Source organism: Bacteriovorax sp. As-1, from assembly GCF_058446905.1.
The window spans coordinates 2,896,184-2,910,500 of record NZ_CP184341.1; the positions used below are offsets into that span (position 1 = coordinate 2,896,184).

Annotated in this window: 10 protein-coding genes; 7 read left to right on the top strand and 3 right to left on the bottom strand. The window is 42.5% G+C overall.

Annotation, left to right across the window (positions count from 1 at the left end; genetic code table 11):
* The first annotated feature begins 93 nt into the window (after positions 1 to 93).
* From ACN20O_RS14810 to ACN20O_RS14830, 5 genes are read left to right on the top strand one after another with little or no spacing between them, the layout of a single operon-like run.
* Complete coding sequence (locus tag ACN20O_RS14810; RefSeq protein ID WP_491634688.1) at positions 94 to 876, top strand: tetratricopeptide repeat protein; 783 nt, start codon at positions 94 to 96, stop codon at positions 874 to 876.
* Positions 869 to 1,933 carry a hypothetical protein gene (locus ACN20O_RS14815; RefSeq protein WP_491634689.1) on the top strand — a complete coding sequence of 355 codons (1,065 nt, stop codon included), beginning with the start codon at positions 869 to 871 and terminating at the stop codon, positions 1,931 to 1,933. Before ACN20O_RS14810 ends, ACN20O_RS14815 begins: the two co-directional genes overlap by 8 nt.
* A gap of 60 nt (positions 1,934 to 1,993) precedes the next feature.
* Positions 1,994 to 3,463, top strand: coding sequence for an IMP dehydrogenase (guaB, locus tag ACN20O_RS14820; protein WP_491634690.1), 1,470 nt, complete (start codon positions 1,994 to 1,996; stop codon positions 3,461 to 3,463).
* A 6-nt stretch (positions 3,464 to 3,469) separates the two neighbouring features.
* Complete coding sequence (gene guaA / locus ACN20O_RS14825; RefSeq protein ID WP_491634691.1) at positions 3,470 to 5,026, top strand: glutamine-hydrolyzing GMP synthase; 1,557 nt, start codon at positions 3,470 to 3,472, stop codon at positions 5,024 to 5,026.
* Positions 5,017 to 5,427, top strand: coding sequence for a hypothetical protein (locus tag ACN20O_RS14830; RefSeq protein ID WP_491634692.1), 411 nt, complete (start codon positions 5,017 to 5,019; stop codon positions 5,425 to 5,427). The genes guaA and ACN20O_RS14830 overlap by 10 nt, the downstream gene beginning before the upstream one ends.
* A gap of 14 nt (positions 5,428 to 5,441) precedes the next feature.
* Here the strand turns inward: ACN20O_RS14830 and ACN20O_RS14835 are convergent, their stop codons facing one another.
* The 3 genes from ACN20O_RS14835 to ACN20O_RS14845 form a co-directional block, all read right to left on the bottom strand.
* Entirely contained in the window at positions 5,442 to 7,733 is a 2,292-nt protein-coding gene (locus tag ACN20O_RS14835) for a fatty acid cis/trans isomerase (RefSeq protein ID WP_491634693.1), read from the bottom strand.
* A 63-nt stretch (positions 7,734 to 7,796) separates the two neighbouring features.
* Positions 7,797 to 8,708, bottom strand: a complete 912-nt coding sequence (locus ACN20O_RS14840) for a hypothetical protein (RefSeq protein WP_491634694.1) — start codon at positions 8,706 to 8,708, stop codon at positions 7,797 to 7,799.
* 5 nt (positions 8,709 to 8,713) lie between these two features.
* A complete protein-coding gene (locus tag ACN20O_RS14845) occupies positions 8,714 to 9,355 on the bottom strand; it encodes a hypothetical protein (protein ID WP_491634695.1) in 642 nt (213 codons plus the stop codon).
* Between the two features lie 168 nt (positions 9,356 to 9,523).
* Here ACN20O_RS14845 and dnaE point away from each other — a divergent pair, with 168 nt between their 5' ends.
* Both dnaE and ACN20O_RS14855 read left to right on the top strand, forming a co-directional pair.
* Positions 9,524 to 13,117 carry a DNA polymerase III subunit alpha gene (gene dnaE / locus ACN20O_RS14850; RefSeq protein ID WP_491634696.1) on the top strand — a complete coding sequence of 1,198 codons (3,594 nt, stop codon included), beginning with the start codon at positions 9,524 to 9,526 and terminating at the stop codon, positions 13,115 to 13,117.
* Complete coding sequence (locus tag ACN20O_RS14855) at positions 13,107 to 14,288, top strand: hypothetical protein (RefSeq protein WP_491634697.1); 1,182 nt, start codon at positions 13,107 to 13,109, stop codon at positions 14,286 to 14,288. The genes dnaE and ACN20O_RS14855 overlap by 11 nt, the downstream gene beginning before the upstream one ends.
* Positions 14,289 to 14,317: the final 29 nt, after the last annotated feature.

A 14,317-nucleotide genomic window follows, 5' to 3' on the forward strand; every position in this document is an offset into this window, starting at 1 on the left:
TCCTCCTCTCATACTTTGATTAAATTTTTTTCCAATCCTGCCGAAAATCATAAGGAGAACTGCCAACCTTTATGGCCTTTTTGGAAGAAACTTATGAAAAATACTCTTTTAGCATCATGTTTGATCATTCCTCTGGTTACATCTTGTAGCTTTGAAGGGGAGATGAAAAAGATTGAGCACAAGGCCGCTTTGATAAATAAGTACGAAAATGTTGCACTTAAGCTGGCAAAAGAAAACAGAGAGCTTCGTGCAGAAGTTAAGAGGCTTGAGTTTGATATTCAAAAACTAAAACAAGACAGAGCTTTTTCAAATAAAGAAGGACACGGTGAAGAATCATTGGCAAGCAACTCTCATGGAGAAGCTCCTGCTCATGGTGGAGGTCACGGTGAAGCGAAAGCTGCTCCAGGGCGCGCGATTGCCAGTGTCAAGCCTGGTTCATTTGAAGTGAAAAAAGACTTAGTAGAGTGGAAGACATACAAGTGGTCTGCTGATGATATGGTGAAGATTGCTGATAAAGAATTCAAAGCAAAGAACTTTGAAAAAGCAGCACAGTTCTACACATCACTAGTAAATTACTATCCAGACTTTAAGCACCTTGATGACGAGTTTTATTTTAAAGCGGGAATTTCAGCTTACGAATCGGGCGAGCACCACGAGTGGACGCTTAAACACTTCGGAGCTCTAATGAACAAATACCCGACGTCGCAATATTTTAGAAGCGCAAAACTTTGGGTTGCTCTCACTCATATGAAGATGGGGGATAAGGCGAAGTTTTTTGCGACAGTTGAAGAATTTAGAAAGAAGTACAGAAATACCAATGAGTGGAAGATTTTGAGCTCATATTATGAAAAAATTGAAGAGAAAACCAATGAATAAATTATTAGTAGCAGTCATTGCTTTTATCCCGACTCTCTCTTTTGCGGCGGCCGTTCAGTTCGGACGCATTGTCGACATTAAGGGGGCAGGATTTATTTCTTATAACGGTGAAACTCACGAAATCAAAAAAGGCGAAGTGATCTACGCTAATTCTGAAATCGTTGTAGAGCACACTGGACAAGTGACCTTCACAGACAATGCTGACCATAGATTTTTTATGGGAAGTGCAACGTCGGTTGCTGTGTCTCCAAACAATGTTGAATTAAGAAGCGGGGATCTTTGGGTTCAGTCGCTTAATAAAATGGACGACGCTAAATTAACATCGGCCAATGCTACTGTTAATTACCAGGGTGGAGAGGCGATCTTCTCTTACGACTCTGCGAAAGGAAAAACTCAGCTGATGGTTATCAATGGGCTGATGAAATTTTCTAACCTAAGACAACCGGCGCTAAATCTGACAGTGGCAGAAGGAAACTTCTCTTTTGTTGACCAGGGCTTTGAAGAAGGTATGCCAAGAGACCCAACTCCAGTAGGAGCAAAAACATACGGCGAACTCGTCTCTCTTTTTCCTGGAGTAGGTCCAATGGATAAAAAATCTGCTGAGATCTTCAAAGGGCAAGAGGAAGGTCATAGTGCTCCGGCAAAAAGAACGATCGCTTCTGTGCCTGAACATGGTAAAAAAGAAGCGGCCGAGCTTGAGAAAGAGTATAAAGCTGAAATCATGAACATGAAAAAACCTGCGCATGAGGTAGTGACAGTACCCGTTAAAAAAGTAGTTAAAGCAAAACCAGTTACATCGACACCTGTCGCTAATAAATTAGTTGTAAAAATTTATGGATTACAGGGATCAGAGACTAGTGCAACGACAGCGATCTATGATATACCATCTATAGATAAAAATGTTGTTACAAGTAAGAGAGCGCCGGCTTCTGTTCCGGAATCAGTTTCTGAAACAGTTGTAGACCAGGCCGTTCCTACGGAAAACATGAATACAATTCCAACTACACCACATTATAAAGAAAGCGATAAATTAATTGACCAGCTCAACAAGCTCTAGCTTGTTCTGGTGGGTTTAATTCTTAGATCTGCTTTTTTTTTTGAATAAAGAGGAAGCAGTATGACTAAAGTTAAAGAACAACTTGCACTTACTTACGACGACGTTCTCATTAAGCCTGCTTACTCTGAAAACTTGCCTTCAGAGACGAGCACCGAAAGCAAATTCTCCCGCAACATCAATCTCAACATTCCTATCGTTTCCGCGGCCATGGACACAGTCACCGAAGCACCTTCCGCTATCGTTTTAGCAGAAGAAGGTGGGATTGGCGTAATCCATAAAAACATGACGGCTTACCGTCAGGCCGAAGAGGTCGAGAAGGTAAAGAAGTTTGAAGCTGGGATGATTTTAAATCCAGTCAGTGTTGATGAAGACACAACTCTTAGCTACGTGATGGATTTAAAGAGACAAAAGAAAATCACCGGTGTTTTAGTTGTCGATAAAAATAAAAAAATCGCAGGTATTCTTACTAACCGCGATCTACAATTAGAGTCTAACTTCAATCAGAAAGTTAAAGACGTCATGACGAAAAAAGAAAAACTCGTCACGGCCGATCCGAAAGTTTCTATTGATGAAGCAAAAAAACTTCTTCACAAACACCGTATTGAAAAACTTCCACTGGTAGGAGCAGATGGATCAGTTCATGGTCTTATCACAGTTAAAGATATTCTAAAGACCATCACTTTTCCCAACGCCAACAAGGATTCATTCGGGCGCCTTCGCGTGGCCGCAGCTATTGGTGTAGGAGAAAAAGAATTTGAGCGCGCTAAAATTTTAGTGGAAGCTCACGTTGATGCTCTGGTTGTTGATACCGCTCACGGACACTCTAAAGGTGTTTTAGAGATGGTAAAACTCCTAAAAAAAACATTCCCACAAGTAGATGTAGTTGCCGGAAACGTCGCAACGGCACAAGCTTGTAAAGATTTAATTGCCGCTGGTGTTGACGGAGTGAAAGTAGGAATCGGCCCGGGGTCCATTTGTACCACTCGTGTTGTTGCCGGTATTGGTGTTCCGCAATTTTCTGCCGTTTTAGAATGTGCAGAGTTTTGTAGAAAAGCAGGCATTCCAGTGATCGCCGATGGAGGCATTAAACTCTCTGGTGATGTCGTAAAGGCCTTAGCGGCCGGAGCAAATTCCGTGATGATTGGTTCTCTTTTTGCCGGAACTGATGAAGCTCCGGGAGAAATGGTTTTATACCAAGGGCGCGCTTATAAAGTGTACCGTGGGATGGGATCATTGGGAGCGATGACATTAGGATCAAAAGACCGCTACGGACAAGGAGCGGTAGAAGATATGGGAAAACTTGTTCCGGAAGGAATTGAAGGGCAAGTGCCATACAGAGGATCTCTTTCAACCAACATCTTCCAGTTAGTGGGAGGTCTGCGTTCGGGAATGGGTTATGTGGGAGCAAAAAATCTTGCAGAACTTTTTGAGAAAGCAGAGTTTATTACGATTTCGAATGCTTCATTAAAAGAAAGCCATCCACACGATGTTTTCGTCACTAAAGAAGCACCTAACTACAGATTGAGTTAACGAGATATGAAAAATTTTGAAAAGATCATCTGGATTGTGGACTTTGGTTCTCAGTACACGCAATTAATTACCAGAAAGACCAGAGAGCTTGGATACTCCAGCGAGATTATCGCACTGGAAGAATGTCATAAGCGTTTTAAAGAAGGTCATCTTCCGAAGTGTTTGGTGCTTTCAGGTGGACCTCAATCTGTTTTTGAAGACCCATACGATTACAGCTTTATTTTTGAACATAAAGACCTTCCTGTCCTGGGGATCTGTTATGGGATGCAACTCCTGGGGAAATTCTTCGGGGGAGTTGTAGAAAAAGGAATCATCGGCGAGTACGGACACGCTGATATCCATTTCATTAATCAATTCAAAATTGCCGGGACTCCTGGGAAAATGAGCGTATGGATGAGTCACTCAGATCACGTCAGCCGCGTGCCTGCGGATTTTGATGTGGTGATGGAGAGTTCAAATAAACTGGTCTCGGGAATTAAGCACAAGTCAAAACCGATTATGGGGCTGCAGTTTCACCCGGAAGTTGAACATTCAAAACACGGGAAATCGATTCTTAATTACTTCTATCAAAAAGTAGCGAACCTTTCTAAAGACTGGAATGCCAGTGAGATGCTGGAAGAAGCTTTTGAAATGGTCCGCGAAATCGGCGATAAAAAAGTCCTATGCGCTTTTTCCGGCGGTGTTGACTCTCTGGTGGCCGCGACTTTATCAGAGAGAATTTTAGGGAAAAACCTGCACTGTTTTTTTGTCGATAACGGTCTTCTTAGAATTCAGGATTACAATCATATCCAAAAATTAAAACGCGACACCAATCTCAATATTGAAATAGTGGACGCCAAAGACGATTTCCTCAATGCCTTAAAAGGTGTTGATGAACCTGAACAAAAAAGAAAAATTATCGGCCGCATGTTCATCGAGATCTTTGAAAAGAAAGTTCACGAGTACGAAAAAAATCACAAGATTCATTTTGAGTACCTGCTTCAGGGAACTCTATACCCGGACGTGATCGAGTCTTCGCCACATATTAATGGTGGAAAGTCGGTGACGATTAAGTCTCACCACAACGTGGGAGGGCTTCCGGAGAGAATGAAATTAAAACTCCTAGAACCTCTTCGCCATCTTTTTAAGGATGAAGTGCGCGAGATGGGCCTATCTCTTGGATTAAAACGCGATTGGGTTTACCGCCATCCATTCCCAGGTCCTGGGCTTGGGGTGAGAATCCTGGGAGCGATTGAACCAGAAGCGATCCGTATGGTGCAGGAGTCGGATCAGATTCTTTTTGAAGAACTGATTGAGGCCAAACTTTATCAATCAACGTGGCAGGCCTTTACCGTTTTTCTTCCCATTAAAACAGTGGGAGTCAAAGGGGATGGTCGCGCGTACGAGCACGTGATATGTCTTCGCATGGTAAATTCAAGTGACGGGATGACGGCTAACTGGTCACACTTTCCCCACGAATTTTTAGAGACGGTCTCTCGCCGAATCACCAATGAAGTGAAGGGGATCACTAGAGTGGTCTATGACATTACTTCTAAACCTCCGGGGACAATCGAGTGGGAGTAAGCACCAACGAAGGCATTCTTCTTTTTGGGCTCTTTAAGATTTTTTTGGGACTTTTTTTCCTGGCGATGTTTCTTTTTTTTAGAAGAATCAAACTCAGAAGAGAAGTTTCAAAAAAAGAAAAACTCTCTTTTTCTTTAATTCTCATTATTTTGCATTTTGGTCTGATTGTCCTCAACTGGTATCTCGAGCTTCCAGGATATAAACTCCACAGCGCTTTATTCAATAGCGCTTTAACGGCTTTATTGGGAACGTACTTAATCGATGCGTATCTTGTGGAAGGGAAAAAGGGCGATGTTTATTTTGAAATGTTCAGGAAATCCGAAATCACTCCCAGTGATATTTTTGCTCTTATCATGGGAGTGATTTTTATCGTGATTGGTATCAGAGGCATTCTTATCTAGTTATTGTTGTCTGGTTACTCCATCACATAACGAGTCAGATCCAGATGGCCGGCCTCAATTGGAAAATCCTTTCTATAAACTGCGTTTAATAGGTCATAAGTTTCCCAGAAATCAGGTGCCACTCGAGAGACAGCATACTTTTTCTTCAGCTCTTTGTAGTCATTGATGTTGCTGATCTTTAAGACTTGATTCTTGAAATTCACCAGGTCAGCTTCCTTCACTTTGAAAAACAGATTCGGATAGTAGCTATAGAAACCAGCAAGAATAGTTAGCGTGTCTTCCTTAGGCGCGAGTCTTAGCGACTCACCCAGAATCCATGAAATGTTTTCGTGTTCGCGGTTTTTTATCACGGTAAAGACTTCAACTCCTTTGTTTTCTTTTGTGACAACCAGGTAAGCATTCTCAGGGAAGAAATTCGGGAAATGGAATTTTCCTTTTGGTTTTACAGCTGAAATATCTCTTAAATGAGAAGCTGCTGGTGTTAAGGGACCTTTTTTAGCTTCTTCCAGAGGAAGCCTGACATTTTTCCAGTTGATAAAATCGGCCGGGCCTTTTACATTGTCTTTTAAATAGCCATAGAGAACTAGTTCAACAAATTCACTTTTTGCATGTTTGGGATTTTTGTATTTTACCTGTGTCGGCGTTTTGGTATCAAGAAGTGGGAAGACATATTTTAGCTTCGCTTCCGCTAGAAATCCTTTATACCATTCTTTGCGATAAGACATGCGCGATTGAGGTGGAAGAAAAGAAAGAAACATTTCCTCGGCCTCCATGCGGATTAAGTCCATATAAATGCGCGTAAGCATCTGGTGAGAGATGTTTCCATAAACGTCAAAATTCACCACCAGATTGTAAATCAGCCTTTCCATTAAAGCATAGTCTAAGAAGATAAGAGTTTTAGGCAAATCACCTTTAAATCCTTTGATGACCACAGCATTGTCATTGTGTCTTAAGACCGTCAGTGCAGCGTTGCTATTTTGACCATCACCGTCCCATAAATCGCTAAGGGCATATCCGTGAGGATGGTTTTTCTTTGTTTCTAAAGCGCGAAGATTTCTATAGCCCTCGCGGTGCTCGACGATTTTTTTTGTCAGTCCCCAGGTGTCGGCGAGTTTGATGTCACTGCCCCAAACACCAGGAAGGATCAGAAGATCGCGGGCCTTGGCCTCAAATTCTTTAGAAAGAACCATGTTGTCTGATTCAGGACTAATGAACATGACGTAAAATTGTTCCTGAATCGAGTTCACGGCATTACTGCCGTTACAAACCGGCCCTTTGATGAAAGTGCTAATGATGTAGTGGGCATTGTCCAATAAAAATTGGTAACGGGCCTTTACCGGAATATCAAAGAAGGCGATAAAAGGGTTTTCTGCCGCCTCCGAGGTGTATTTTTCTTCCTCAGCTTTTTTATTAACTTCCCACTTCGTAGAGAAGAAGAGTTGCTTCAATCTCTCCATCACTTTTGGAGTGAAAGAAAAAGGCATATGCGTTTTTGCCACAATCGTCAGGTCCTGGTGTTTTAAGCAGTAGAAGAACTCCTTCATCCCCGGGGTGTCGTTGGCCCTTCTGGTGGCAATTTCAGAAATTCCTTTATCGCATTTCGTTTCAGAGCGCACCAGGCGGTAGAAGTCGGTTGGTTTTTCCGGGAAGTAGATGTGAGCGAGAAAAAGATGTTCGTATAAGTAACGGCTCACCAGTTTTTCTTTTTCAGATTTTTGGTTAAAGAAATTTTCCCACTCTCTAACCTGGGATTGTGTTTCTTTAGGAGGTGAGAGAGTTTTTGGTCCGGGAGCACCGTTTGCGAGCCAAGTCCCTAGAGTCATGCGTTCTTTTTCTGTAACCGGTTGAAGAGCGTAAGGCATTTTGATATTGAGGCTTTCAGCAAAAAGAGCTTTTAAGTTTTTTGTATTGTCGATACATGCCACGCTTTCTTCAACTGTGTTGAGTGGCAAGTCTCTTTGAGTAAGAGGTTTCGTCCCTAAGAATAGATAAAAAAGGTTTTCATCCAAATCGCGTGATGTGTTGGTGTCGAAGAAACCAAGCTTTCTCCAGTCGATAAGCGTTTTTCCGTCAATTCCCGGACGAGTTGGTGGAACACTGTCGATACGAGTGCCTTCGTAAACGTTTTTATGGTGAGCTCCACGTGAAAAGTTGTCATAATTTTGCAGGTTCACCTGGCAGGGGCCATTGAGGCAACTGTGGCAGGCAATGCAGCGGTTATCAAAAATGGGTTGAATCTCTTTGCGGTAATCCTGAGCAAAGACCAGAGACGAACAAAACGAAAGCAGAGTGAAAATAATCTTCATGAAAATCTCCTAAGAGTTCATGATAGAAGAATCCTTTTCATAAAAGAAGAAAAATATGCAGAGTTAATCAAATAGAGACAGCTGTGGCTTCACTGATTCTTTGGCAGAGATGATTTCGCGCGTTTCGTGCAGGAGAACCTCGCGTTTTGAGAAAGAGTTTTTGAAAGTTTCAATAACAAAAAAGCTCATTTCCGGATACTTTTTCTTTAAATCGCGCATCTCTTCAGTAATGAGTTCAACATTTTTATGGTCGTCGTCGCTCATTCCGAAACGATGAAAAGGTGAGTAACCGTATTGACTGATCGCTTTCTCAACACTGGCGCGGATTGCGTGTTTTTTGAGTTCGGCCACACTTTGCTTAAAGTGAATATCCCCTAAGTCTTTTCTCACTTCAGGGTTAGAAACGGGATAAATACTGTGGTAGTTCGGCGAATGTGGCAGGTATCCCGCTTTAACGATCTGGTCAACACCTTCGATAATAGTCGTTGGGTGATGCCCTCTGGCCGTGATTAATGAAACCGGACGCTCATTGTAAGTGGCGTGATAGAAATACTCCCATGACGGAGCTTTCCAGTGAGTGTCGACTTCTTTTAGTGCTTTTAAAACGTCTTCGACGAAACCTTGTTTTTTTCCAGCTCTCACTTCAATCGGGTTTAAGTCTTTATCGCGGAAATGGCGGAAAGACCCATGGGCATCGTTGAAGTCCATGTAGTAATCAGCATAAGGGCCAGAGATCCCGATGTGTTTATTCTCGTGAGCGAATTCACCACTTGAGAGTGAAACTTCAGCTCCGTTTTTTTTGTGAAAAATAATGATGGGAGTTGAAAGGAAAGCGACGTTGTCGTCGAAATCGAAAAAGTAGAACGACCTTCCACCTAAGTGGAAATTTCTGTCCTGCTCGCGAGGCACGTCGAAGTTAAAACTCAACTGGCCTGGAAGCTGGGGAGAAGGTTGTCTCGTATTTTTTCTTTTCATAAAAACTACAAGTCCGTAATCATTCTCGAGAGCTCAATTAAATCCGAAGGGTAATCAGCTACATTGATTCTCTCATTATTTTTCTTTTTTACCTGAATTAAATTCGTAAGGCAAAGAGCGCGTACAGGAGTCGGGCGTTCTGCATTTTTGGCACATCTTTCATAAAAAGGGGCCACCACTCGCTCGTAAGACTCATGCACTTTTAAAACTTCTTTTAGTAATCCCAAATCCTTTCCCGCCTGGATAACTGGAGCGGGAGTGCGGTGAAGGGCCCCCGGGGGAAGTTTTCTAATATCGGAAACCTTAGGAAGTTTGTTTTCAGTTTCCAGAACCAGAGTCTTAAAATCTTCTTCACTCATTTCGTTGATTTCAGCTTCAGTGTAAAAGCGCTCTTGTCCAAGTACTGTGTCGTCGAAGTCTTTTCTTTCGACCATTTCTTCTTGTTTTTTAAGGTTTTGAGACATGACTTCTTTAAGAGTTTTTGGTTTAGACGTCACGCCTGTTTCCTCAGTAACCTCAGCCGTCAACTGACTTTTCATATCATTTGCCAGCTCTTTTTCAGGAGACTTTTTGTATAAAGCGAACCCCACTGCAACAGCGAGGGCACCTAGGATAAAAAGAAGGGTTCGTAACCCACGGACTTTCATAGTCTCTCCATAAAAACGATCGAATTATTAAGTAGTTTACGCTAAAAGTCGAATACCCTCAAGAACCCCTCTGAGACCGTGTAAAATTGACTTAAAATACGATTCAAAAAGTGTATTAAAAATGCTTAAATTTAAGGACATACACACACCTCTAAGGAGCCTGGGATTATGTCCTTTTTAGAGACCCACAAAGACAGTTTCGTGCACCTGCATTTGCACACCCAATACTCACTTCTGGACGGAGCGATCCGTTTAAAAGATTTGATCAAACGAGCTCAAGAGCTTGGCGTTCCCGCGATCGCACAAACCGATCACGGAAACATGTTTGGTGCGATTGATTTCTATACTCAATGTAAAGCTGCCGGCATTAAACCTATTCTTGGATCTGAAATTTATTTCACTCCTGGATCGCGTTTTGAAAAAGGGGCGCTCAAAAAGCAGAAGGTTGTTGGATCTCAGGATGAGATGGAGTCTCGTCACCAGATTCACCACTTGATTCTTTTATGTAAAAACGAAACGGGATACCAAAATCTTTGTAAGCTTCTTTCTCGCGCTTACATGGAAGGTTTTTATTATAAGCCTCGCGCAGACTATGAACTTCTTCGCGAATTCTCAGAAGGACTCATCTGTACGACGGCCTGCCTAAAGGGAGAAGTTGGATACAACTTCTTTACTGATCAGGACGACCGCGCGATTAAGGCCATCGAAAAACTAAGAGATCTCTTTGGTGAAGATTTCTATTTAGAGATTCAGGAAAACGGAATTCCGGAACAGGTTCCGGTTAACAAAAAAATTATTGAATACGCCCGCGCCAATAACGTAAACCTTGTTGCGACTAACGACTGTCACTACCTGACTCGCGAAGATGCGGCCGCTCAGGAAGTACTTCTTTGTGTGCAGACAGGTAAGACGTTAATGGATGAGCAGCGTATGAAGCTGACGACGAATGAATTCTTCTACAAGTCTCCACAAGAGATGAGAGAAGCATTCCATTACGCTCCAGATGCTTGTGATAACACTTTAAGAATCGCCGATAAGTGTAACGTTAAGTTCAACTGGAAAGATGAAAAAGGAAATCAGATTTACCACCTTCCAGATTATCCAATTGAAACTGATGAAACAGCGCCAGATTACTTCGCTCGTCAGGCGAGAGAAGGTTTAGAGAAACGCTTTAACGGTCCACACTTTATCAAACTTCGCGCTCAGGAAAACTGGGAGAGCGAAGTGAAGCCAAAATACTTAGAACGTCTTGAAGACGAATTGGCGATGATTATTAAAATGGGATTCCCTGGATACTTCCTGATCGTATCGGACTTCATCAAGTGGGCCAAGACTCACGGGTGCCCGGTAGGTCCGGGACGTGGTTCTGGAGCGGGATCGATCGTGGCTTATGCACTAGACATCACCAACGTTGACCCGATTCCATTCAACTTACTCTTTGAGAGATTCATCAACCCTGAACGTATTTCGATGCCGGACTTCGACGTCGACTTCTGTCAGGATAACCGCTACAGAGTTATTGAATATGTAACTCAAAAATACGGTGAAGAGCGCGTAGGGCAGATCATTACTTTTGGTAAGCTTCAGGCGAAGGCCGTAATCAAAGACGTTTCGCGTGTATTTGGTCTGACATTCGGTGAAGCCGATGTCATCTCAAAACTCATCCCTGAAGAATTGAAGATGACCATCGACAAAGCGATGGAGATGGAGCCTAAGCTTGGCGAATTGATGGAAAGCGACTCGCGTGTAAAACAAGTTATCAATATTTCCCGTCGTCTCGAAGGACTACTTCGTCACGCTTCAATTCATGCTGCGGGTGTTATCATTACCAACCTTCCGCTAGTGACTTACTGTCCACTATTTAAAGGGCGTGAAGGTGAAAAGGTTATTCAGTTTGATAAGGACTTCTCGGAAAAGATCGGTCTGGTAAAATTCGACTTCTTAGGTCTTAAAACCCTGACTGTTATTGAGAGCGCTTCTAACTTCATCAGACGTGATAAAGATGCGGCCTTCGATATTGAAAACATCGATCTTGAAGACCCAAAGGTTTATGAGTTCATCTCAAAAGGTGAAACAGTTGGAGTGTTCCAGTTAGAATCCTCGGGGATGATCGACCTGTGTAAGCGTATTGCTCCAGGCTCTATCGACGATATTTCTTCTATCAACGCCCTTTACCGTCCAGGTCCACTTGAATCTGGTATCGTGGATGAGTTCATTGAAATCAAACACGGAAGACAAAAAACTCACTACCCATTCCAGAGTCTCGAGCCGGTTCTAAAAGATACGTACGGAGTTATTATCTACCAAGAGCAGGTAATGAACGTTGCCCGTATCGTTGCTGGATACTCACTTGGGCAAGCGGATATGCTTCGCCGTGCGATGGGGAAAAAGAAAGCTGATGAAATGGCCCATCACCGTCAGATTTTCATGAAAGGGGCCGAAGAGCGCGGTTACGATTTAAAAATAGCAAGTGAGCTTTTCGACAAAATGGAAAAATTCGCGGAATACGGGTTCAACAAATCCCACGCCGTTGCATACTCAGTTATTTCGTACCAGACAGCATGGCTTAAATACTATTATCCAGCGCAATTCTTTGCGGCCCTTCTTTCAACAGAACTTGGGTCAATGGATAAGATCACTCAGTATATTAACGATGCTAAACACTTTAACATCGAAGTTCTTCCACCAGATGTAAACGAGTCTCTATGGCCGTTTAACGTTGTTGGAACAAATATCCGTTTTGGTATGGGAGCAGTTAAGAACGTTGGTCAAAACGCCGTTGAAGAAATTGTACGTGCAAGGACAGAAAACGGACCATTCACAGGATTCCTTGATTTCTGTGAACGTATCAACTTAAAAATTGTAAACACTCGCGTGTTTGAATCGCTGATTAAAGTAGGAGCTTTCGATAGTATCGAAAAGCTAAATAGAAAGACTCTTTTAGAAAACCTGGAAATGATCTTAGCTTACTGTAAAAAGCGCCAGGAAGAAGCTTCTCTGGGATTGGTTTCTCTTTTTGATTTAGGTGGAGAATCAATGTCTCAGACTGCTGAATCAAACTTAGACATTCAGGAAGTAAGAGACTTTGATGACCTGGAAAAACTTAACCACGAAGCGGAGTTGATGGGGATTTACATCTCTGGGCACCCGCTTGATCGTTATAAAAACTTAATGAAAGAGCTCTCGACAATGCCCATTGGCCACGTTCAGGATATCCTGGGCTCCGACCAAAAACGCACGATGACTCTTGCCGGGAAAATCTCTGGCCGCAAAAACATCCTGACGAAAAAAGGTGATAAAATGTGTTTTGCGACTCTGGAAGATTTGGATGCGAAGATTGAATGTATCGTCTTCCCGAAAGTTTTTGCAGAATACGAAATGATTTTAAGCAGTGATGAACCGGTACTGGTGGAAGGTTTTGTCAACCTTCAGGAAAATCCAAGAAAGATCTTCGCTGATAAAATTTTAAAACTTAAAGAGCATTCAGAAAATAAGATCACAGGTGTTCGTATCAACGTCGACCTTTCTGATTTGACGGAAATTAAGCTCAATAAACTTCGCCAGGTTCTTCTTTCTTACCGTGGCGCCACTCCAATGCACATGATCTTTGAAGGTCCGGGCGGAAAGGCGAGACTGCCGTTAGGGGAAGAATTTTTAATTAATCCAACGCCACAGATGGCCCATCAGATTAATGAAGTATTTAACCGCGATGCTGTTAAGTTCATTATCGATGGAAGACTAGAGGATGTTCATGCTCAATAAAAGCATTGCCCTGTTTCTCCTTGTTTTATGTTTTTCTTTTAATATCTATGCAGAAGAAGTGAGTGTGGCCTTAAAAAAGGACACACTTGTTTCAACTGACCCAGCTGTCAAAGTTCCAGTTCTGATGCTTATGACGTTAAATGGTTACCGCCAGGCCCTGACTAAAGAGTTGATCGCCAGAGACCTTGATTCAGATAAATTCTGGGCCATGCTCGAAGAAAAAAAGCTCACTGATGATCAGGAAATTGAACTTTTAAAACCAATTTTTTTGAATGTGACGATGTTAAGCCAACCGGCCAATCCTACAGATGAATTTGAGCGTTCTGTGTTTAAGTACGATCTGGATAAGACCCGGGTCGATGCTCTTTTTAACGAGTACCTTTCAAATCTTCCGGATGTGACCATTAAAACTTTTTATATCCGTCCAGATATCAGAATTGACGATTCTATGAGCTGGAGTGATGTAGGGGTGAGCAAGGCCGAAAATTTCTCCGGTGTCATTGTTGAGTCGTGGAAGAAGTGGGCAACAACTCAGTTTAAAAACTTCGGCAACGTGGTGGTCTTAGATAAAGACCTGACGCAAATTCCTTCAAACATGAATGCCGAGTCTGTAACTCTTAAATGGAACTCGCTGCTTAAGCGTGCTGAAGTTTTCCAGGACAGAAAGAGTGCTCGTTTTGAACTGACAGCGCAGTACCTGTTAGTGAATACAAAAACAAATCAGACTCTCGTTGGTTTTGATTTCCCTACACAAAAAAGAGAATTCACTGTTTATAATCCAAAAGATCTAAGCTCAAACTTGGCGAGCTTGGTTTATAACCTGCTTAACTCGCAGACGGTGAGAATCAATAGTTCGCTGGAACTCAACCGCGCGACGAGCACACTGACAATGGTTGAAATGAAAGTGATCGGGAAACACGGACTTTTTGATATCACTCAGGTCAATAGCTTCCTGGCCGAGCAATTTAAGGATGTGGGACTAGTAGCGGAGCTAAAGAGTTATTCGAGCGAAGCTTCGGTGATCTCGGTAAAAAGCACGCTTCCAGTGGAGAGTCTCTATGCGAGGCTGGCAAAAGATGGAGGAAAATACTCTCTAAACGAGCAAAAAATTCTTCTTTTCTCCTCTGAAAATCATAGTTTTGCAATTATTGAGAAACAGGCAAATAATTAAGAAGTAGACCTATATCTAAAGAACGAGGA